Below are 21,392 nucleotides of genomic sequence, written 5' to 3'. Positions count from 1 at the left end.
ACAAAAAAGCCGAGGTTGATTAAATCAATCTCGGCTTTTTAATGCCTATGTAATTAATAGGCTTAATTTGTTTCTGCGCGCTGGCGTAATACTTCAAATAAACAAATACCGGTTGCAACCGATACATTTAAACTTGAAACCGTGCCCGCCATTGGAATTTTAACGAGTACATCACAGTGCTCACGGGTTAAACGGCGCATACCCTCGCCTTCAGCTCCCATCACAATCGCCATTGGGCCTGTTAAGCTGGCATCAAATACATGTGTGTCGGTTTCACCGGCTGTGCCTACAACCCATACACCTGCGTCTTTTATTTCACGTAATGTACGTGCAAGGTTAGTAACCTGAATAAGCGGTACTGTTTCAGCTGCGCCACAGGCCACTTTACGTGCCGTGCCATTAAGCTTTGCTGACTTGTCTTTAGGAACTATCACCGCATGAACACCGGCAGCATCGGCGCTACGCAAGCAGGCACCTAAATTATGCGGATCGGTAATGCCATCAAGTACCAGTAAAAACGGGGTGTCTTCGCGTTCAATGATCTCATCAAGATCTTTCTCGTTAAACACACGTGCCGCTTTCACGTTGGCGATAATGCCTTGATGTTGTTCATCTTTCGCTTTGTTATCAAGCGCTTTTCGTTGCATAAACTGTACTGAAATACCAAACTGACGCGCTTGCTCAATCACCGGCGATAAACGCTTATCATCACGTCCTTTAAGGGCGTATATTTCTATAAAACGCTCTGGCTCTTTTGCCAAAATTGCTTCAACAGAGTGAAAGCCAAAAATTAATTCATTACTCACGAATTGTTTGCTCCTGGGCTACTACGTTTACGGGCATTTTTACCTGGTCTTTTAGGCTTTTTGACCGCTTTCTTTTTGGTTTTTTTCTTAGCGGTGGTGTCATCCGCTTTTACTTTTGATTTGCTCGCTGATTTGCCTTTTGCAGCAGGTTTTTTACTCGCCTTTGGCTTTTTGTCATCACTTGCTGACTTTTTACCCGGGATTTTACCGGCTTTAAGTTGTGAGCGAACGCTCGCTGGAGCATTTTTTTTAGGTGCACGACGACGCGCATAACGATCTTGGGCAACATCGCCTTTAAGCGTTAAGTTTATACGACGATCATCTAAGCTTACCGAGGCAACTTGTACAGTGACTTTGTCGCCTAAACGATAAACCGTATGTGTGTGCTCACCCACCAAGCAATGTTTAGCTGCATCATGCTGGAAATATTCATCACCTAAATTGGTAACATGAATTAATCCATCAATTTGTAAGTCATCTAAACGAATAAATAAACCAAAGTTAGTAACCGATGAAATAACCCCGTTAAACTCCATGCCTACATGATCTTGCATGTATTCACATTTTAACCAATCGGCTACTTCACGGGTGGCATCGTCTGCGCGGCGCTCAGTGGTAGAACACTGCTCACCAAGTTGATCGACTTCATCATCGCTATACGCGTATTCACCAGAGGTTTGCTGCCCTTGTGCTTTTAATACTGCTTTAATTGCACGATGCACCACTAAATCTGGGTAACGGCGAATTGGCGAGGTAAAGTGCGCATAAGCCGATAATGCTAAACCAAAGTGGCCTATGTTATCTGGCTGATAAACCGCTTGCTTCATTGAGCGTAGCAACATGGTTTGAATAAGTTCAGCCTCTGGGCGGTCACCTAAACGAGCCAACACATGAGTAATTTCTTTTGGGGTTGGTTCATCACTTAGCGTGCTTTCAATCCCCAGCTCAGTTAAAAACTGAGTAAAGTTACCCAGCTTTTCGCTATCGGGCTCATCATGTACTCGATACAGTGCGCTGGCTTCGTGTTTTTCAAGTAACTTAGCCGCCGAAACATTAGCCAAAATCATACATTCTTCAATGAGCTTATGCGCATCGTTACGAATAACCGGCACAATTGATTCTATTTTACGCTGTGCGTTAAATACAAAACGAGTTTCGAGTGTTTCAAACTCAATCGCACCACGCTCTTGGCGCGCTGCTTTTAATGCCATGTACATTTGCTGTAAGTCAGTTAAATGTGGCACTACAGCTGCGTATTCTTTACGTAGCTTTTCATCGTTTTGTAAAATGGCATTTACTTTGGTGTAAGTTAAACGTGCATGTGAGTTCATCACCGCTTCGTAAAACTTATAACCTGAGAGCTTACCCTCTTGCGATACGGTCATTTCTGCAACCATACACAAGCGATCAACCTCAGGGTTAAGCGAGCACAAACCGTTAGATAATACTTTTGGTAGCATTGGAATAACTTGCTCAGGGAAATACACTGAGTTACCGCGCTCTATCGCTTCTTTGTTAAGCGGCGTGTTCATACCTACATAATGTGATACATCGGCAATGGCTACCCATAAGCGCCAGCCACCCGACTTTTTAGGCTCACAGTATACGGCATCATCAAAATCACGAGCGTCTTCGCCATCTATGGTCACAAGCGGTAAGCCGCGTAAATCAACTCGACCTTGTTTATCGGCTTCTTCAACAAATTCACCTAAGTGGGCAACTTGTTGTTCAACCTCTTCAGGCCATACGTGTGGAATATCGTGATTACGCAGCGCAACTTCAATTTCCATACCCGGCGCTAAATGCTCGCCCAGTACGTCGATAACTTTACCTACCGCATTCATATTACGGCTTGGATTTTGGGTTATTTGCACTTGCACCATTTGGTTATGACGCGCGCCTTTTTCGTTACCCGGTAGAATAATAATGTCTTGGGTAATGCGCGGATCTTCAGCCACAACAACGGCAATACCATGCTCAACAAAATAACGCCCTACAATGGGTGCGCGCTCGTTAGTGAGTACTTTGATGATGCGTGCGTCGCATTTTGAGCCTGAGCCGCGTTTAGTGCCTTTGGCAAGAACTATGTCACCGTGTAGCACCATATTCATTTGATGCTTGGCAATAAACCAATCTTTGCTCTCGCCTTCAACTTCTAAAAAGCCAAAACCGTCTCTGTGACCGACTACTTTGCCTTTGGTTAAACCGGCTTCGTCAATCAGGGCATAACATTTAAATTTATTAAAATACAGCTGCCCATCACGCTCCATGGCGCGAAGTCGGCGCTTAAATGCTATTTGTCGTTCTTCATCGTTGACTGCGAGTTCTTCACATAGTTGTGCGTAGTTAGCAGGTTTGGAACGCTCTTGCAGGTGAGTAAGTATAAACTCACGACTAGGGACTGGGTTTTCGTACTTTTCTTGTTCTCGACTGAGATTTGGATCTTGGTTTGACATTCACTATCTTGTTAGTTGGTTATGTAAGTATTTTAACTCATATACTCGCAATGAGACAGGTAAAAGCCATTAAACTTTTAATAAAGCGTTATTACCTTTTGCATTTTGTGAAAATATAACTAAATAACGCTTAACATGTACTTAATTTAAGAGCTTAAAAGTGAGTAAACTAGCAGTAGCGTTTTTACTCACTTTTTTAAAAACCACTTATTTTTGCTGTAAGTTTTTCCACAGCAAATTACTTATATTATCGATAAAACTCGGGTCTTGTTTTGCCATAGTATCGAGAATAATTTTGTTCATTTGGGTTTTGTTTTGAGCGTATATCCAGCGATTTTTATTAAAGCTTTGCGCAAACTCTAACACACCCGCTTGCAAGGCTTGCTCATCAGCAAAAATTGCTTCTACCACATTTTGCTGTAACAATTTTTGCGCATCAACACGCTCACCGGTCATGGCTAAACGATTAAAAAATTGCTGATCTATGGCTTTATTAATAATAGGAAACATAGACGGTACAAACGGCACTAATACATCGACTTCGGGGAAACAAAAGAAGCCTTTGTCTGATTTCATAAATCTAAAATCACAGGCACATGCCAACACCGAACCATTACCATAAGTGTGGCCGTTTAGCGCGGCAATAATAGGCATAGGAAAAGTTACAATACGTTTAAACAAGGCACCTATCGAGTTCATAAAATCGGCAATTATTTGTGGTGTGTTGTCAGGGTTTGCCATCCACTGTAAATCAATGCCTAACGACCAACTTTTATCGCTACTTGAGGTTAGCACCACCGCTTTAATATGCTCGTTAGCCTCAATCGTATCTAGGTGTTGATTAAACTCGTTTATAAAGGTTGGATTATGGCGGTTTTCTGCTGTATTCATAGTAAGGATAGCCGTGCTTCCTTGCGTGGTAACTTCTATTAATGCTGTCATTAGACCCTCATTTAGTGCTTTTAGCTGCGCTTTTAGCACTTTTCATTACTTTTATAATTATAAATAGAATAGTAATACGTTGTATGAAATTTATAAAGCGTCTATTTTTGTAACCATTAAAGGAGCGAGAGCTTAAGCCATAGCGTTTAAATATTCGCGCAATTACAACCACCCTTTTTGTCGGGCTATACGTGCTGCATCAATTCGGTTTGTGGCATTGAGTTTAGCAATTGCATCGGATAAATAATTACGCGTTGTGCCTTCACTTATATAAAGCTGTTTTGCTATTTCGCTGGTTTTTAAGCCATCACTTGCAAGTTTTAACGCTTTGCGTTCTTTATCTGTGAGTGGGTCGGTATCGTCTAATGCGTTAATTGCCAGCTCTGGGTCAATCACCTTTTGCCCTTGCATTACTTTTTTAAGCGCATTAATTAGCTCTTCGCTTGGCGCTTCTTTTAAAATAAAACCTTTAACACCCGCACTTAAAGAACGCCTAATATAACCGGCTCGCGAAAAGGTGGTCATAATAACCATGTTAATTGCAGGGTGCTTAGCGGCTATTTGTTCACTAAGCTCAATACCATTCATGCTTGGCATCTCTATGTCTGTTAAAACAATATCTGGGTGTAAGTCTTTACTAAGCGCGTTGATTTCATTTAACGCATCTTGGCCATTACTTGCTTGACCAATCACCTCAACATTGAAATCAAGGCTTAATAAGGCTGCAACTGCGTCGCGAACCAGCGCTTGGTCTTCAACTAAATATACTTTGATCATTTTAAATCCTCAGCTCTCAGTGGCAGCACAACAGTTAAAGTAAATGTGTCGCCACAGGTAAATGTTGCATTGCCATTTAATTGCTCAGCCCGCTCTTTAATGCCATTTAAACCATTGCCTGCTTTTAATGTAGTGCATGGCGCATTATCAATAACGTTGATAACTAATTGCTGCTTTGTTTGCTCTATATTGATAGAGCCGTTTTTTGTACTGCTATGGCGTAATAAATTAGTAACCGACTCTTTAATAATAAGGCTCGCAATGCCCTCTACTTTAACGGGTAAGATCGCTAAATTAACGTTAAATTTTATGTTAAAACCTTGCTCTTTGAGTGTTTGTTTTAGCTGTGTTATTTGGCTATTTAAGTTGAGCTGCTTTAAATCACTTACCGCGCTTCTTACATCACTAAGCAATTGCCTTGCAAGGTTTGCTACTTGGGCAATTTCATTATTAGCCTGATCGTATCGCTCGCCTTGATTTAGTTTATTCGCAAGCTCAGCTTTTAAAGCTATTGATGACAATGAATGACCTAAAATATCGTGTAAATCTCGGGCTATGCGTTCACGCTCAGCAATGGCTGCTAGTTGCTCCAATTGCTTTGCGCTTTCTTGTTCGCGCTTTTTATGTTCGCGCTCTCTTTTTGCTGCAATCCCATAGCTAAATAAAGCGGCACATAAAAGTAAAGCCACCGCTAAAAAGTACTCAACCTTTGCTATATCACCTACATATGAACTTAGTAAAACAGTTAAAATTATCGCTAATGCGGCATAAACTCTTTGATAATTGCTATATGCATAACCCGCTACATAAGCTATGAAGCCAAATAAGGTTGGTGTACCAGCGCTATAAAAAGTGGCACTAAAACACACCAGTAACATAGCGATAACTAACTTAGTTACTCCCCTATTTTTGCAATTTATTGCTTTTACATATAAAAGTATAAACGCAATATAAAAGGCTAAAGACAGAGTGATTTGGTTAGCCGTAAAGTTGGCAAAATCAATGATCATCGGGAGTAAATAAAAACCGGTAAAAACTAAATGACCATATTTCCAAAAATCTTTATCGCTTTGCTGAGAAAACCTGTTAACCGAGCTCATACCAATACCTCTGGCCTATTATTTTTATTTATAGCACTCTTTTTATTAATAAATACAAATAACATAAAAATGCATACGAACATAAAACAATCTACATAAGTGATAGTAAAACTTAGTGTTTCTAAAAAATCGCTAATGCTTAAGCTTGTTAAAATTAAAGAATTCATAACACCCTCCAATATAAGTAAGGTAACTATGCCAGTGGGTAAAATAGATAAGAGTGTGAAGTGTCATTAACTTGGCTGACATTTGTCATGAAATAGAAAAATTCATCTTCTGAGTGTAAAAGCAATGCTAATATAGCCAAAAAAAGTGACCTGGAAAATTTAATGCAGTCCCAACAACAAAGCTTAATTTACTTACACATTGCCGTCCTTTTATTTGGCGGTACCGCCTTATTCGCAAAGCTAATTGGTTTAAATGCATTAGATATTACCGCTTATCGCGCGGCTATCGCTGGGCTGGCAATTTGTGTGCTACTAACTTTGCAAAAAAAACCAATTAAGCTGCATCGCGCTAAAGATTATGTGATTGCCATTTTATTAGGCGTTGCCGTAGGTATTCACTGGGTAACCTATTTTGCAGGCATGCAATTGGCGGGAATTACCGTGGGCATGTTAGCCTTTTTTACCTATCCCGTGATCACGGTATTTTTAGAACCCCTATTTAATAAAAGTAAGCCCAAAACAAAAGATATAATAAGTGCTGTGGTGGTGATTTTTGGCATTTATTTATTGATCCCTAACGTTAATTTAGGCGATGACATCACTTTAGGTGTTGTGACGGGCGTGGTATCAGCATTATTTTTTGCTCTTCGTAATATTACTCATAAACGCTACTTTAGCGAGTATGGTGGACCGCAAACCATGTTTTACCAAACCTTAGTGGCAAGCCTGATGCTGTGTGCTTTTATTGAAGTGCCCATAACAGAAATTAATGATACTGATTTAATATTTCTGCTTATTGCCGGTGTGGTGTTTACTGCGATGCCGCATTCGTTATTTGCAGCGAGTTTAAAACATTTATCAGCAGCAACCGCTGGATTGATTTCTTGCTTACAGCCCCTTTATGGCACAATACTGGCTATAATTATTCTGCACGAACGCCCCTCAGTGATGACCCTGATTGGTGGCGCACTGATTGTTAGTGCTGCGTGCTTTGAAACTTGGTCAATTTCACGGAAAAAGCAGCCATGAAAATATTTGCACATAGAGGCGCAAGCACACACTTTCCTGAAAATACGCAAAGCGCCATTATAGCGGCGTTAAAAGCGAATGTAGATGGCATTGAGGTTGATGTACAAAGCGCGCTTGATGATTACGTTATTATTCACGATACCTACCTCGATAGAACCACTAATGGCAAAGGCAAAGTGTGCGACTTTAGTGCCCAGCAAATTAAACAGTTTGATGCAGGAAATGGCGAACAAGTCCCTACTTTGCAGCAATTAATAGACTGGAATAATAACCAAACCTTACTCAATTTAGAGCTAAAGCATACCTTTGAACTTGAAAAGTTTGCAACCGTGCTTGAAAGTAACATTGCGAACAAAAAAATAACCGCAGACAATATTTTAGTTTCATCATTTAATCATCATCAACTACACTGGCTAAAGAGCCGTTTACCGTGGCTTAAAATTGGCGCACTTACTGCGTCAATTCCATTGCAGTATGCAAAGTTTGCACAAGACTTACAGGCCTACAGCATTCATATTGACAAAAACTTTATGAACAAACCGTTTGTAGACGATGCCAAAATGCGCGGTTTACAAGTATTTGCTTACACCGTAGATGAAGTCGAAGATATTAAACTAATGCTTGCCTGTGGTGTTGATGGTATTTTTACTAACGACCCTGAACGAACTAAGCATTATTTAGCGCAATTAAATGAACTATAACTAATTATTTAATTGCCATTTATGCTATAAAAACAATAATTTAGTAGGTCACTATTTAATGAGTAGCTACATGCGTATTTATAATTTTTTAGAACAAACACTGTTTTATACTTTAACCCGAAAAATAGTTGGGAATTTAAGTTTTGTTTTTTTATTTCAAGCCATTACTTTGTTTTGGTTACACAGTAGTTTAACCGAAAACCAACAAAGCACTGGCTTATTTTGGGCACTTGCGCTACTTATTATTGCAGGCTTTATATTTACTATTTTTTATATGCGCTTTTTAATTGTGCGCCCGGTAAAAGCCATGCGCGATACGCTCATTAATATTAATCAACAAGATGCGAATTTAGCAGCCAAATTACCCCATTTCACGTTTGATGAATTTAGAGACTTAAGTGAGCAATACAATCAATTTACTACCCATTTAAATAGTTTATTAAGCACTACCTATACCAGCGCCCAAGAGAGTGTACAGAGTAACAGCCAAGTAACGCAATCAATGCAACACACTGAACAATTGAGTGAGCAGCAAATTAATTTAAGCCACACTATTATTAATGCCAGTAATCAAATTACCCAAAGCCTGCAGGCTATAGTAAGCAACACTGATAGCGTACATCAGGTCAATAATGAACACCTTAATTTTGTAAAGCTCTCTGCTGGTGAGCTATCAAAACTAGTTGAGCAGGTAAGGCTTATTAATGAAATGCTGGGTAGTTTTTCTAAAACGATTGCGGGCTTGAAAGAGAACAGCGAAAACATTCGCAGTATTTTAAAAATGGTTGAAGAGTTTTCGGATCAAACTAACTTATTAGCACTAAATGCAGCCATAGAAGCGGCACGCGCTGGTGAAGCGGGGCGAGGTTTTGCCGTGGTTGCCGATGAAGTTCGTACCCTATCGGTTAAAGTAAGCGACGCAACACGCCAAATTAGTGATTTTATTACCCAAATGAATGAGCTCGTTAATGAAACGAATAAAGAGTCAGAGCAATTAATAAACCACTCAAATAATGCGCAAACATCAATTAACACCACCTCTGATGGGTTTGGTAAAATGCTCAATGAGTTTGAACTTAATCAACAACAATTGCAGCAAATAGCCAATGCCGTACACTTGCTCGAAGATACCCAAAACCAAACGCATGAATCGGTTGAGCAAATTGTGGCGCTAGGCGAACAAGCCAAGCAACAAATAGATACAGCACTGCATGATTCTGAACAATCACAAAAGCTAAGCCAACAAACCCAACAACAGTTAAAACGCTTTGTAGATTAGGCAATAACAATTTCACCCAAGCCGCGATTATGCTAAATTAAGCGGCTTGTCATTTAACTGTGTGAAGTATGTGAGCGACGTAAAACCAAACTATGAACAGCTAGCCCAGCAAATAAAGTTATGGGGCCAACAACTTGGCTTTAGTGAAGTGGGCATTACTGACATTGATTTAACTAAGCATGAAGCACAGCTTCAGCGTTGGCTTGATGCAGGGTATCATGGTTCAATGGATTACATGGCTGCACATGGAATGAAACGCGCCCGCCCTAGCGAGCTAGTCCCTGGCACGCAACGAGTTATTTCAGTAAAAATGAATTACCTGCCGCCAGATTCAGGCTTTGCCAAAAACCTTAAAAATAACGAGAAAGCCTATATCAGCCGCTATGCACTTGGCCGTGACTATCACAAATTAATGCGTAATCGGCTCAAGCAATTAGGTAAAAAAATTGAACAGCAGGTAGGTGACTATGGCTTTAGGCCTTTTGTTGATTCAGCGCCAGTGCTTGAGCGTCAATTAGCTGAAAAAGCAGGGCTTGGCTGGCGAGGTAAACATTCTTTATTAATCAATAAAGAGGCTGGCTCTTGGTTTTTTTTAGGCGAGTTATTTGTAGATTTACCACTGCCTATTGATGATGAAAACACGTTCGAAGGTTGTGGTAAATGTGTTGCCTGTATAACCCTTTGCCCTACCGGCGCTATTGTAGAACCTTATGTGGTAGATGCACGTAAATGCATATCGTATTTAACCATAGAGCATCAAGGGGCTATTCCAGAGCAATACCGAACCTTAATGGGTAACCGCATTTATGGTTGCGATGATTGCCAGTTAGTGTGCCCATGGAATCGCTATGGACAAATTACCGACGAGCAAGACTTCCACCCCCGTACACAATTAAAAAATAAAGACTTACTCGCGTTATTTGCCTGGGATGAAACTACCTTTTTAACAAATACCGAGGGCAGCCCTATTCGGCGTATTGGCCATGAGCGTTGGTTACGAAATATAGCGGTTGGCTTAGGCAACGCAGATTTTAGCCCAGCGATTATTCATGCACTTGAAGATAAACGCAAAACGGTCAGTGACATGGTGAATGAGCACATAGAATGGGCACTTACCCAGCAACATGATAAACAAAGACAAAAGCTGCGCAAAACAGCACGGCTAATACGGATTGTTGAAAAAGGCCTACCCAGAGACGCGTAAGCCTATTGCCTAAAAAAACGCGACATAATGTCGCTGATACAAGCTATCTGCCTAATCGTAGCGACGAGTTTAGCCCGCGACTCGCAGCCCGTAGCCCGTATTTTTAGCCTTTGTCTGTAATCACTTTCTCTGTGAACTCTGTGCCCTCTTTGTGTAATTTACTAATAGCTTATTGAACAGAGAGAAGAAAATGAGGAGTAAATGAGAAACCACAATTAAAATACCGATCTTAGTTAACCTGTTACTCCTACCTTTCGTCTTTAACCTTTAAAAGACGCGACATAAAGTCGCTGCTACAAGTTAATATATCTAATCGTAGTAAGGAATTTACCCCGCGCCTCGCAGCCCGTAGCCCGTATTTTTAGCCTTTGTCTGTAATCACTTTCTCTGTGAACTCTGTGCCCTCTTTGTGTAATTTACTAATATCTTATTGAACACAGAGAATAAAATGAGAAGCCACAATTGAAGTACCGATCTTAATTAACCTGTTACTCCTACCTTTCGTCTTTAACCTTTAAAAGACGCGACATAAAGTCGCTGCTACAAGTTAATATATCTAATCGTAGTAAGGAACTTACCCCGCGCCTCGTAGCCCGCATCTTTAGCCTTTAGCCTTTAACCTTTAACCTTTAACCTTTCAACAATAAAGCAAGATCTTGCTCTATTTCTGCAAAGGCTTTTTTAACTTGATCCACTGACTCCTGACGTGCAACCGAGTTTTGTATGGTTTCGTCTACTTTTTTATAAATAAAAATTTCTTGGTCTTCATCCAATCCCATAGTTGGGATCCGCTCTTCGAGTTCTTCTTGTAAATGCTTAAATACTTTTTCGTTATTAATACGACTGTCGTTCAACATCCCAATTAAACGATGAAACTTACTATGCACAGTAGCGGCAACTTTATTTAACCGCTCCTGCTGCGATACCAGCATCTGCTTAGTGGTAATGGCTCGTAATTGTTGCTCGGTTACACTTACAATAAAGCAAATATGATCACGTATGCGTCCGTGCTTTTGCTCGTCATGCTCTGGCATATTTAAAATCAGTAAACTCACAAGCTCGTAGTTAACCAAAATGCGATGAGAAAACTCATGCAGTCGTCCTTTGCTTTTAAGCATTTCAAATAACTCAATTACAATTGGCGAACACACCCCATTGAGCGCAAAGTGCGACTTAGTATCGTTACATCTAAATTCAATATTACTTTGTAGGCCAAATGCCTGTAAGCATTCTACTAATGCTTTGCCAAGCTCTTGTATATCGTTAATAAAACCAATATTTTCAATGTAATTTACTATCTGACCCATTTCGCTGCTATTTGCCATGGCATTAAAGGCGGTAGAGGTCGCTTCTTTTACTTGCTTTTCAAGCTGTTGTTTTTCTATTAAGACTTGATTTAGTTTATTCAGTTTTTGCTTTAATTCGTCGTGCCCAAACGGTTTTACAATATAGTCTTCCGCGCCTACTGAATAACCTTCCATGCGCTCCTCAACCGTACCTCTTGCAGATACAAACATCACGATGATGTCATGGGTAATGGGGTTAGCTTTAAGCTCTTTACATACTTCATAACCATTCATTTCTGGCATACTTACATCAAGTAATATAACTTGAGGCATATACTCTTCAACCATACTTAAGCATTCAGGGCCGCTGGAAGCTAGCTTAAGTTCAAAATCAAGATCCTCTAATATTTCTTCAATTATTTCGAGGTTAAATGGTTCATCGTCGACTGCAAGAATTTTAGTTAAAGCCATAATTTTTCATCCATATAAATTAAAAAAATTCGATTGTTAGCCGCTATTTTTCACTAATTGCTCATCAGCTAGGTATTCATCTAAGTTTATTTCTAAAGGAACTTGTATCGAAATTGTTGTTCCACCAAGGCTGTTATTGCATGCTTTAATACTGCCTTGATGCAATGAAACAAACTCACGACACAAGGTAAGACCCAACCCAGTTCCACCTGCACCACTATTCGTTTTACTGCTTTGCTCAAATTTATTAAAAACCGTTTCAAGTTCCTCTTCAGGTATTCCTATACCGCTATCTATCACTGCAATGTTTGCATTGTCATCGTCTCTTTGCATGACAACTTCAACAGTACTGTGCTCTTCACTAAATTTGAGTGCATTACTCAATACATTTCTCAAAACCTGATTTATTTGCTCTTCATCGCACTGTGCAACAATCGGCGCGTTATCAGAGCTAAAAACAATATTTATATCTTTTTCAATAGCAATACCGGCAACATCATCAATACTGGTTTTAACAATAGTCGCTAAATCATAAGCCCGTGGGTTGAATGGAAATTTACCAACATCTAATTTAGAAAGGTCGAGTAAATTATTAAGTAACGATAGTAGTCTTTGCCCACTTGATTCAATACGAGTTAAATACTTCAAAAGTTTATCTTTGCTAAAATCACCCTCTTGTAACTTGCTAATACCAAAACGTGAAAAGCTCAATATAGAGTGCATAGGGGTTCTTAGCTCATGCGACATATTTGCCAAAAACTCTGATTTACTTAGATTAGCCGCTTCGGCAATATTTTTCGCATGCTCAAGCTGTGAAGTACGTGCCCTTACTTGCTCTTCTAAAAGATCTTTGGCTTCCAACAGTAGATCTTCTTTTTGTTTTAAATGGCTAACATTTTTAAAAATAACCGCTAACGCTATTTCGCCATGGTGGTCTATTTCATTAAATGATCCAACTAGCGGAATTTTACTTCCGTCTTTATTTACAATGTGTAAGTCACAACTAAACTGACGATTACTGTTTAATGTAGAGATTTTATCTTTTATTGCCTGCACCGAGTCATCATCTAAAAAATGAAATAACGAGTGAGCAATGAGCTTTTTAAACTTTAAATTAAATAATTTTAAGCAGGCATCATTGGCCTCGACTATCTTGCCTTTGCGTTCAAATAATAAAATAGGATCGGGGGTATTTTTAAAAATGACCTGCAGTAGGCTGTCTTTTTCAATCAGCACATCAACTGTTTCTTGTAATCTTTCTACTAGCTCAGCATTGTGACGTTTTAGCAGCTCGGTTTGCCATAATTTATGTACAGCCTGTAGTAACACATTGTCATTTAAAGGCTTAATTAAAACATCTTCAACACCTTGGCGAATGGCTTCTAACATAGATTGTTCAGGGCGTGAGGTTACTAACAAGCAACGACTATGCGGTTGTATTTTTTTTAAACTCGAAAATATCTCTAAACCAGAACCCGGTTGTAAGCTAAAGTCACTGATTAAAATATCAATACTCCTTAGCTTGGCAATATTAATTGCTTCATCATGGTTTGTTGCGGTGTATACCTCAATATGAGCGCCATAAAGGCTACTTTTAAGTGACTCTAATCGCTCATTAACATGATCAACGAGTAAAATTGTCGGCAGTTTAAAAATGTGATCTGGACCTATCTCTAATAAGGCCTCAATTAAAGACGTTATTTCTTTATTGGAAAAGAAGGGGTAGATAATGGTGGCATTGGGTATCAAGTCATTTAATTTGGAAAATGCGCTAAGCAACTCCCCTGATTCTGCTTTTGGCGCTAATAACAAAAATGATTGAGAAGTCGCTTTCTCAACAACTATCGATACAACATCGGTTGGCACGCCTTGAGAAAATACCAACAAGTCATAAATGTCTATGTCTGTATTTTCATCAAACATAGCAAAGTGGACTAATTCAACTTGGCAGCCAATTAGTTCTAATAACACTTTTAAGCGCATAGCAATCATGCTACTGCTATCAATAATAAGTATTTTTCTCGCCATTTAGACACACTTTAAAGAGTTAATTAAACACCTTTTCAGCATAGTCTAGAATTTTTGGTTTAGCATAATCACCTACGTAAAAGTGAATTTTGCTGCCTTTTGTTATGGTACTAGGTTAAATGCTTACCAAAAATAGTCAGGCTGTACAGCTGATTGTCCATTCTTGCTACGTTAGGCAGCTCTCCCCATACTGCAAAATCAAAATGCTTAAATAATTTAATGCTCGGTTCGTTGTGACTAAAAATAAACCCAAGTAATACTTCGATATTAAGCTGCTTGGCTTGTTGTTGTGCAAATTGCATCAGCTTTTTACCCAACCCTTTTCCTTGGGCTGCTGCCGTAATGTAAATGCTTAACTCAACGGTGCCATCGTAAGCTGGGCGGCCATAAAACGATTTATAACTAAGCCACGCTAATACTTGGTTATTCTCACAGTAAACAAAAATAGGGCGTTGAGCAGTATGGCTATCAAACCAAGGTTGTTTATCAGCGACGGTCACCTCTTCGGTATCGGCGGTGACCATTCGACTAGGGATAGTTTCATTGTAAATAGCAACAATGGCAGTTAAATCATCAGGTTTTGCTAAACGTATAGTCATAGAAAATAAAGTAAAATTGATCAATTTAGCCTATAGTAGCGTATGATAAGTTACATAAATACTCTAAAAACGCACTTAAGGTAATAGCATGATAAAAAAAATAATACTTGGTTTAACCCTAGCGTTAAGTTGTGTTTCGCTAAATACATATGCCGCAGACTCGCCCCTCCCTTCATTAGATGCAAACACCTGCAATGACTTCACGAATGTTTCACTTAGAAAGTTGCGCTCAACTGAAACCATTAACTTATGTGATTTTAAAAACCAGCCTCTTTTGATTGTTAACACTGCGAGTAACTGCGGTTTTACGCCGCAATTTGAAGGTTTAGAAGCGCTTTATAATAAATACAAAGACGAAGGTTTGGTGGTATTAGGCTTTCCATCAGATGATTTTTTTCAAGAAGAAAACGATGAAAAAGATACCGCTAAAGTGTGTTACGTAAATTATGGTGTAACTTTCCCTATGCTGGCCACGAGCGCAGTACGTGGTAGTGACGCAAACCCTATTTTCAAGCATTTAAACGCCCAAACCAGTTCACCAAACTGGAACTTCTATAAATACGTGGTATCGGCCAATCGCAAAACGATTACGCGTTTTAACAGCCGCGTAGCACCGGATTCAGCAAAACTAGAAAGCGTAATCAAAAGTGCATTTTAACTTTGTGTTTTCAGTTTAACCTTACTAAGATGTTGCTATCAAATTTAAAAAACTAAACTTACAGGTAGGAGAACTTATGGCAGTTGCAAGTGCAAGGCACATACTCGTAGACAGTGAAGCACAATGTTTAGACCTTAAAGATAAAATTGAGCAAGGTGAAGACTTTGCAGAACTCGCTAAACTACACTCTAATTGTCCATCAGGTCAAGATGGTGGTGCATTAGGTGAGTTTGGCCCTGGTATGATGGTGCCTGAATTTGACAAGGTGGTATTTTCAGCGCCGCTAAATCAAGTACAAGGCCCTGTACAAACACAGTTTGGTTACCATTTATTAGAAGTAACCAGCCGCTCAGAGTAAGTAAATCGATTTATTAATAAAGCCGCATCAGCGGCTTTTTATTTATGTGGAGTTGGCAAAAGCCCCATTATGCAACTATTTGGCTCTATTCCTTCCCCTTATGTTCGCCGCGTTAGAATCTGGGCAGAACAAAATAACTGTGCGCTTGAGTTTATAAATCTCGATATTTTTTCTAAAGACGATCAGCCGTTGGTGGTCACAAAAAATCCAGCAGCCAAAATCCCTATATTGGTCGATGACACGCTTACCCTAAGTGATTCAAATACCATACTGCGTTATTTACTTGAAAAAACTAAGCAACCCCCACTTACATGGCCTCAAGAGCATTTTTTAATTAGGGCCTGTTGATCTTTCAAGGTTAAATTTACAGCAGTCTGTTTGGTATTTAGGCAAGGCAGAGCCTATGTGGTGTGGTTATTCCCCATAAATAGGCGATAACGTAGTATTAATGCCAAACAGGCGCTGCCCGAAGGGTTCTGCCTAGGGGCGATTAACTCTTTGTTGCCTACATGGATGTAGGTAAGGGGCGTGAGCAGGACGCGGAAGCTTTGCTCGGTTTTTACTTAGCCCACTAGGTTACAAACCTCGCGCCGCGATTAAATCGCCCCTAGTTTGAAGAAATTTTAATCCGTAAAGGTCAACAGGCCCTAGCATCAATGCCTGCAATGATTCATTCGTTGAATTACTGTTATGCCAACGTTCTGGATTTGACACGCAAGCTGATAAACTATTTTTTAATCTGCAAAATGAGCGAGTTGCGCAAACATTACACTATTTAAATGATCATTTATGCGATGATGAATTTAAAAGCTGTGAATGCCTCAACATCAGTTTATACTGCTTACTTGATTGGATATGCTTTCGTGAACTCACTGATTTTAGCGCGCAGCCGCAATTAGTTAAGTTTCATGAGGCGTTTAGTCAGCGTCAAGCGGCTAAAAATACCAACCCTCGACTTAAATTTTAAAAGGTGGATACATGAGCGATATCGAAATTGAATCACAACTAGTTAGCTTTGTAGAAAAAGTACGTGTTAGTGAGCAGATCTGGGCACTGGGTGCCGATGATGGTGGCTTTGTTGTATGTGAGTCAAATCAGTTTGACGACACCGATGTACTTTTACTGTGGGAATCACAAGACGCAGCACAAGCACAATGTAAAGAAGAGTGGCAAGACTACAGTCCAGTAGAAATCAACCTAGATGAATTCTTAGATGATTGGGTTGAAGACCTAAAATCTGATGATGCATTAGTGGGTTTAAATTGGAATGACGATCAGGTGTGTGTAGAAATTGAACCGGTTGGTTTAGCTCGCGCGCTAAGCGAATAAGTTTTAGGCGTTAGTTCGCTGACATTATCCCAACTAACAGCAACGGTTAGTTGGGGTATAAAAATAATAAAAACTGTCAAGGTAATACGTTGAAAACCCATCTTGGTCGTCGTCCATTTTCAGCTATGGAGCTGCATACGCTCTATAACGGATATATTTATAGTGATACACGGCTTGCCCGCGAACAAGCTAAACACTGGCATTTCTGGCTGCCCTTAATTGCTTATTACAGTGGCGCTTACAGTGATGAAATTGGCTGCTTAACCCTTGATGACCTAATACTTAAAAATAATATTCTCTGTTTTAGTTTTCATACCCACGGTAAAATTAAACCCCGTTTGGTACCTGTTCATCATGCCCTTATTAGTGCTGGGTTTAATGACTATTTAGCTTATGTAGAAGCACAAAACCACTCCCGTTTAATGTTTGATCTTCCCGCTAAAACAGGGCGCTATAGCGAAAAAGTGCGCATATGGTTTTCAGGAGAGGGTGAACGCGCAGGATATTTGCAAAAATGTGCAATTCCTTCGGTGGATCAACTCGGTATGAAAACCGCAATTAGTAGTTTACGGCTTAACTTTGAACAGCAAATTCGTATTTATGCCCTGCAAGCAGGCAACAAAGACTGCTTTAATTACTTAATGGGCTTTAATGATTACCCTCATGATAACTTTAACGATATAGCCTTGTTAAATAAGGTGCTACAACAGATCCGGGTTATCAATTCCCATATTCATTGGCAGCGGTTTTTAGCCCGAGATAGCCACTGACAAACTTTGTTACTCTTTTCCTTAGCGATCTGCGCTTACTCTAGTAAAAAAAGCTGTTAGGATGAAGTGCCGTCTATATGACTGTTTCTAACAACAAAAAATCTAGGGATAACTATGTTTTTAAAAAGCCTCTTAACCGTGAGCGTTGCGCTTGCGATGAATGCTGCTCACGCTAACGAATTCGTCATTGAAAAACTCGCAAAGCCAAGTTCACAAAAAGTCGCTTTAACGCTCGACCCAAGTCAGGATACCTTTACAGGAATGACCGAGATCAGCTTAGAAGTGCTCAAACCAACACACTACATTGAGCTCAATGGTGTTGATTATGCAACTAAAATGGTGCAACTCCTAGGTGAGCAAAACTGTGATTTAAACAGCGAAATGCTTAAAACAGGTAAAGTTAAATTTAGCTGTGAAGAGCAAATTCAGCCAGGTAAATACACCTTAAAAATAGATTTTTCAGCGCCTTATAACCGCCAGAGTGTGGGGTTATATAAAACCCTAGATCAAGGCGTTCCGTACTTGTTCACGCAATTTGAAATGAGTGATGCGCGCCGTGCATTTCCGGTGTTTGACGAACCAAGCTATAAAATTCCGTTTCAGTTAACCATTACCGCCCCCACCTCACAAAAAGTGTATTCAAATACACCTGAGCTAAAAACGACGGTGAATGGCGATATGACCACCCATTACTTTGATAAAACGCCACCAATTCCATCTTACTTAGTGGCTATGGCTGTAGGTCCATTTGAAGAGCTAGAAATTAAAGGCATGCCTATTCCTGGGCGTGTGATCACCCCACAAGGTAAAATTCATTTAGCGCAATATGCAAAAGAGAACATGCCTAAAGTACTGGGCGCACTTGAAGAGTACTTTGGTATTCCTTATGTATATAAAAAGCTAGATTCAGTGGCTGTTCCTGAATTTCCGTTTGGCGCTATGGAAAATTCAGGTTTAGTGACTTACCGCGAAGATATTCTTCTGGTTGATTTAGAAGCTGCAACGCGTAGTAAAAAACAACGTAATGTCTCTATTATTGCCCATGAATTAGCTCATCAATGGTACGGTAACTTAGTGACTATGAAGTGGTGGAACGACTTATGGTTAAATGAGGCGTTTGCAAGCTGGATGGCGGCAAAAATTACTAAGCAGCTTAATCCTGAGTTTGAATCACACCTAGATTTACCACAAAACAACGTAATGGCGTTAGATGCACGTTTAAGCACTAAGCCAATTCGCAAACCAATTAAAACCGAAGCCGATATTATGGATGGTTTAGGCCTTGCCTACAGCAAAGGCAGCTCAGTACTGGCGATGGTTGAAAACTGGATTGGCGAAGAGGCATTTCAAGCTGGTATTCAGAACTACTTAAAAGAATTCTCCTATAAAAATGCAGAAGCTGCCGATTTATGGGAAGCACTTGGTAAGGCTTCAAATAAAGATGTAGCGAGCGTTTTAAAATCGTTTATTGAACAGTCGTCATTCCCGCTAATTAACGTTAAGCAGCAAGGTAAGAGCATTACGATTTCGCAAAGTCGTTTTGCCAATGCCGGTGTTGAAGCTCCTGCTCAACTGTGGAATGTACCGGTTGCGATTAAATATGGTGCTGGCGATAAAGTACAAACAGCCAATGTATTATTAAATAAACAAAGCCAAACGCTAGCATTAGACTTTGAACCAGAGTGGATTTATCCAGATCAAGGCGCGCTAGGTTATTACCGTTGGGTAATGGATGATGCGCAATTTAATGCGTTAATAGATAATGCAGCTACGGTATTAAACGACCGTGAACGCTTAGCCCTATTATCGGCAACAGATGCCCTACTTGATGCCGGTGTCATTTCAGCGGCTAAATTAATGCAAACGCTTGAAGTATTTGCCAGCGATAGTCATCCGCGTGTTGCTAATACTGCTTTAGGTTATTTAGCGTCACAGCAGCGTACTTTTAAAGACGATAGCAATAAAGATTTATGGCCTACGTTTATTCAAAATGCGGTGATGCCTGCCGCTAAAAAATATGGCCTAGAAGCAAAAATGGGCGAAGATGGCGCAGTAGCTCAACTTCGTGCCGCGGTAGTATCACGCTTAGGGTTTGATGGTGAAGATAAAAATGTGATCAATAAAGCCAAACAGCAAACACAAGCTTACTTAAACGATCCACAAAAGGTAGACCCTTATTTAGCAGGTACTTATTTACGCCTTGCGGCTTTTCATGGGGATAAGGCGTTGCTAGATCAGTTTATGACAACCTTTAAAACCACCAAAGATCCACAAGTGCGTACCAATATGCTGGCAGCAATGGGTTACTTTGGTAAACCTGAACTACAAAAAGCGGTACTGGCGTATAGCTTAACAGACGAAGTAACGGCTTCTGATATGCGTACTATTTTATCGGGTCAAAGTTACACCGATGAACGCCAAGCACTGTTTATTGATTGGATTTATAGCAACTACGATAAAGTAACAGCAAGCTTGCCACCATTTTTTGTGCCTAACTTACCTTACTTTACTACCGCCAGCTGTGACGCTGACAGTTTAGCTACAACGCAAAGTTTCTTTGACGCTAAACTGGATGCTGTACCCGGTTATGCGCGTACGTTAAGTAAACTTGCAGAGAGCACCAATGACTGTATTGCACTTAAAAACCGTGAACTGAAATCAGTCAATAGCTTTTTAAATAGCAAATAAGTTAAAGTTTAAAGGATGGCGGGCTGCGGGCGACGAGTAACGGGCCGAAAACCTCAAACTCGGGCTAATGGCTGATGTTTTCTCATTTACTTCTCATTGTCTTCTCTTTGTGTAATAAGATCTTAAAAAATTTATTCACAAAGAGGTTAAGAGGCGCTGCGCTTTTAGAGGTAGTAATTAAAGACAAAGGTTAAAGGTTAAAGGTTAAAGGTTAAAGGTTAAAGGTTAAAGGTTAAAGGTTAAAGGTTAAAGGTTAAAGATTTTATCTTGCACCTTTTGCCTTTAGCCCTGCACCACTCTATTAACCGCCAATAATCATCGTTAGCTTTGCTATAAACTCTTTTGCCGCTTGTTCAGAGTTAATTTTAAAAGCGACACCATAATGAATAGGCTGCGTACTTTTATAAATACGGGTAGGAAAACGGGTCATTTCACTGCTATGAAAATAGCCTTGAGTACGCACAACCCCATCAATATCAGTAAAGTCATCGCTAAACACTTCAAATGCAGGTCGGATCACAATTTTACCTTTACCTGCTTCCGCATGGGTATAAAACGCTTCTTTAGAGTTTACTAGCATATACTCAGCTATGTTTTTTATTTTAAAGTTACTTCTACACTCTAGTTTGATCAGCTGCTCGGTTAACTCGTCTGCACTAAATGCCACGTGACTTTCCTTTTTATTTAATAGGGGGTTAGGATCTGTTGACCTTTCAGAGTTAAATTTGCAGCAGTCTGTTTGGT

The 21,392-nt window shown here is 39.8% G+C and carries 19 protein-coding genes; 10 read left to right on the top strand and 9 right to left on the bottom strand.

All coding sequences use genetic code 11. The features are described from left to right. Positions 1 to 62: 62 nt before the first annotated feature. From rlmB to ND6B_RS00865, 5 genes are all read right to left on the bottom strand, one after another. A complete protein-coding gene (gene rlmB, locus ND6B_RS00845; RefSeq protein WP_008112440.1) occupies positions 63 to 806 on the bottom strand; it encodes a 23S rRNA (guanosine(2251)-2'-O)-methyltransferase RlmB in 744 nt (247 codons plus the stop codon). Further along, the gene (gene rnr / locus ND6B_RS00850; RefSeq protein ID WP_033104350.1) at positions 803 to 3,262 is read right to left on the bottom strand and encodes a ribonuclease R; all 2,460 of its coding nucleotides are present in this window, start codon (positions 3,260 to 3,262) and stop codon (positions 803 to 805) included. Before rnr ends, rlmB begins: the two co-directional genes overlap by 4 nt. A 207-nt stretch (positions 3,263 to 3,469) precedes the next feature. Then, a complete protein-coding gene (locus tag ND6B_RS00855) occupies positions 3,470 to 4,204 on the bottom strand; it encodes an enoyl-CoA hydratase/isomerase family protein (RefSeq protein WP_051686701.1) in 735 nt (244 codons plus the stop codon). Positions 4,205 to 4,366: 162 nt separating this feature from the next. Further along, a complete protein-coding gene (locus ND6B_RS00860; protein ID WP_033104348.1) occupies positions 4,367 to 4,981 on the bottom strand; it encodes a response regulator transcription factor in 615 nt (204 codons plus the stop codon). Beyond that, a complete protein-coding gene (locus ND6B_RS00865; protein WP_033104347.1) occupies positions 4,978 to 6,081 on the bottom strand; it encodes a sensor histidine kinase in 1,104 nt (367 codons plus the stop codon). Before ND6B_RS00865 ends, ND6B_RS00860 begins: the two co-directional genes overlap by 4 nt. Before the next feature lie 329 nt (positions 6,082 to 6,410). Between ND6B_RS00865 and ND6B_RS00870 the strand changes: the two genes are divergently transcribed. The 4 genes from ND6B_RS00870 to queG all read left to right on the top strand — a co-directional run bounded on the left by ND6B_RS00870 (position 6,411) and on the right by queG (position 10,461). Next, complete coding sequence (locus tag ND6B_RS00870; RefSeq protein ID WP_033104346.1) at positions 6,411 to 7,277, top strand: DMT family transporter; 867 nt, start codon at positions 6,411 to 6,413, stop codon at positions 7,275 to 7,277. Next, positions 7,274 to 7,978, top strand: coding sequence for a glycerophosphodiester phosphodiesterase (locus ND6B_RS00875; protein WP_024601219.1), 705 nt, complete (start codon positions 7,274 to 7,276; stop codon positions 7,976 to 7,978). Before ND6B_RS00870 ends, ND6B_RS00875 begins: the two co-directional genes overlap by 4 nt. A gap of 58 nt (positions 7,979 to 8,036) precedes the next feature. Next, positions 8,037 to 9,257 (top strand): methyl-accepting chemotaxis protein, encoded by a 1,221-nt coding sequence (locus tag ND6B_RS00880; protein WP_033104345.1) that lies wholly within the window; start codon positions 8,037 to 8,039, stop codon positions 9,255 to 9,257. A 70-nt stretch (positions 9,258 to 9,327) separates the two neighbouring features. Further along, a complete protein-coding gene (gene queG / locus ND6B_RS00885) occupies positions 9,328 to 10,461 on the top strand; it encodes a tRNA epoxyqueuosine(34) reductase QueG (protein WP_033104344.1) in 1,134 nt (377 codons plus the stop codon). 629 nt (positions 10,462 to 11,090) lie between these two features. On the opposite strand, the gene ND6B_RS00890 is transcribed toward queG, so the two are convergent. The 3 genes from ND6B_RS00890 to ND6B_RS00900 all read right to left on the bottom strand — a co-directional run bounded on the left by ND6B_RS00890 (position 11,091) and on the right by ND6B_RS00900 (position 14,845). Beyond that, positions 11,091 to 12,218 (bottom strand): response regulator, encoded by a 1,128-nt coding sequence (locus tag ND6B_RS00890; protein WP_033104343.1) that lies wholly within the window; start codon positions 12,216 to 12,218, stop codon positions 11,091 to 11,093. Positions 12,219 to 12,254: 36 nt separating this feature from the next. Further along, positions 12,255 to 14,246, bottom strand: a complete 1,992-nt coding sequence (locus tag ND6B_RS00895; RefSeq protein ID WP_033104342.1) for an ATP-binding protein — start codon at positions 14,244 to 14,246, stop codon at positions 12,255 to 12,257. Positions 14,247 to 14,356: 110 nt separating this feature from the next. Continuing rightward, positions 14,357 to 14,845: a GNAT family N-acetyltransferase gene (locus ND6B_RS00900; protein ID WP_013464075.1), complete on the bottom strand. Its 489-nt coding sequence runs from the start codon at positions 14,843 to 14,845 to the stop codon at positions 14,357 to 14,359. Between the two features lie 88 nt (positions 14,846 to 14,933). Between ND6B_RS00900 and ND6B_RS00905 the strand changes: the two genes are divergently transcribed. The 6 genes from ND6B_RS00905 (at position 14,934) to ND6B_RS00930 (ending at position 20,648) form a co-directional block, all read left to right on the top strand. After that, positions 14,934 to 15,503 carry a glutathione peroxidase gene (locus ND6B_RS00905; RefSeq protein ID WP_033104341.1) on the top strand — a complete coding sequence of 190 codons (570 nt, stop codon included), beginning with the start codon at positions 14,934 to 14,936 and terminating at the stop codon, positions 15,501 to 15,503. A 76-nt stretch (positions 15,504 to 15,579) separates the two neighbouring features. After that, positions 15,580 to 15,861: a peptidylprolyl isomerase gene (locus tag ND6B_RS00910; protein WP_008114778.1), complete on the top strand. Its 282-nt coding sequence runs from the start codon at positions 15,580 to 15,582 to the stop codon at positions 15,859 to 15,861. Positions 15,862 to 15,930: 69 nt separating this feature from the next. Beyond that, the gene (locus ND6B_RS00915; RefSeq protein WP_033104340.1) at positions 15,931 to 16,209 is read left to right on the top strand and encodes a glutathione S-transferase family protein; all 279 of its coding nucleotides are present in this window, start codon (positions 15,931 to 15,933) and stop codon (positions 16,207 to 16,209) included. A gap of 630 nt (positions 16,210 to 16,839) precedes the next feature. Beyond that, entirely contained in the window at positions 16,840 to 17,190 is a 351-nt protein-coding gene (locus ND6B_RS00920; protein ID WP_013464070.1) for a DUF2750 domain-containing protein, read from the top strand. Between the two features lie 89 nt (positions 17,191 to 17,279). Continuing rightward, positions 17,280 to 17,960, top strand: coding sequence for a hypothetical protein (locus ND6B_RS00925; RefSeq protein ID WP_033104355.1), 681 nt, complete (start codon positions 17,280 to 17,282; stop codon positions 17,958 to 17,960). 114 nt (positions 17,961 to 18,074) lie between these two features. After that, entirely contained in the window at positions 18,075 to 20,648 is a 2,574-nt protein-coding gene (locus ND6B_RS00930; RefSeq protein ID WP_033104339.1) for a M1 family metallopeptidase, read from the top strand. Between the two features lie 301 nt (positions 20,649 to 20,949). Here ND6B_RS00930 and ND6B_RS00935 read toward each other — a convergent pair whose 3' ends face one another. Then, positions 20,950 to 21,315: a hypothetical protein gene (locus tag ND6B_RS00935; protein WP_013464067.1), complete on the bottom strand. Its 366-nt coding sequence runs from the start codon at positions 21,313 to 21,315 to the stop codon at positions 20,950 to 20,952. Positions 21,316 to 21,392 lie beyond the last annotated feature (77 nt).

The organism is Pseudoalteromonas sp. ND6B, assembly GCF_000764215.1.
Classification (GTDB): Bacteria; Pseudomonadota; Gammaproteobacteria; order Enterobacterales; family Alteromonadaceae; genus Pseudoalteromonas; species Pseudoalteromonas tetraodonis.
The sequence above is the reverse complement of the archived record's forward strand: the minus strand, read 5'-3'. Positions and strand labels throughout refer to the sequence as shown.

What these genes read in the sequence shown, in the direction of transcription:
- ND6B_RS00855 (WP_051686701.1), bottom strand. Translation starts at nt 4,204, where the DNA reads ATGACAGCATTAATAGAAGTTACCACGCAAGGAAGCACGGCTATCCTT.
- ND6B_RS00870 (WP_033104346.1), top strand. Translation starts at nt 6,411, where the DNA reads ATGCAGTCCCAACAACAAAGCTTAATTTACTTACACATTGCCGTCCTT.
- ND6B_RS00920 (WP_013464070.1), top strand. Translation starts at nt 16,840, where the DNA reads ATGAGCGATATCGAAATTGAATCACAACTAGTTAGCTTTGTAGAAAAA.
- ND6B_RS00930 (WP_033104339.1), top strand. Translation starts at nt 18,075, where the DNA reads ATGTTTTTAAAAAGCCTCTTAACCGTGAGCGTTGCGCTTGCGATGAAT.
- rnr (WP_033104350.1), bottom strand. Translation starts at nt 3,262, where the DNA reads ATGTCAAACCAAGATCCAAATCTCAGTCGAGAACAAGAAAAGTACGAA.
- ND6B_RS00860 (WP_033104348.1), bottom strand. Translation starts at nt 4,981, where the DNA reads ATGATCAAAGTATATTTAGTTGAAGACCAAGCGCTGGTTCGCGACGCA.
- ND6B_RS00880 (WP_033104345.1), top strand. Translation starts at nt 8,037, where the DNA reads ATGAGTAGCTACATGCGTATTTATAATTTTTTAGAACAAACACTGTTT.
- ND6B_RS00910 (WP_008114778.1), top strand. Translation starts at nt 15,580, where the DNA reads ATGGCAGTTGCAAGTGCAAGGCACATACTCGTAGACAGTGAAGCACAA.
- ND6B_RS00915 (WP_033104340.1), top strand. Translation starts at nt 15,931, where the DNA reads ATGCAACTATTTGGCTCTATTCCTTCCCCTTATGTTCGCCGCGTTAGA.
- ND6B_RS00895 (WP_033104342.1), bottom strand. Translation starts at nt 14,246, where the DNA reads ATGGCGAGAAAAATACTTATTATTGATAGCAGTAGCATGATTGCTATG.
- ND6B_RS00905 (WP_033104341.1), top strand. Translation starts at nt 14,934, where the DNA reads ATGATAAAAAAAATAATACTTGGTTTAACCCTAGCGTTAAGTTGTGTT.
- ND6B_RS00875 (WP_024601219.1), top strand. Translation starts at nt 7,274, where the DNA reads ATGAAAATATTTGCACATAGAGGCGCAAGCACACACTTTCCTGAAAAT.
- ND6B_RS00890 (WP_033104343.1), bottom strand. Translation starts at nt 12,218, where the DNA reads ATGGCTTTAACTAAAATTCTTGCAGTCGACGATGAACCATTTAACCTC.
- ND6B_RS00865 (WP_033104347.1), bottom strand. Translation starts at nt 6,081, where the DNA reads ATGAGCTCGGTTAACAGGTTTTCTCAGCAAAGCGATAAAGATTTTTGG.
- ND6B_RS00900 (WP_013464075.1), bottom strand. Translation starts at nt 14,845, where the DNA reads ATGACTATACGTTTAGCAAAACCTGATGATTTAACTGCCATTGTTGCT.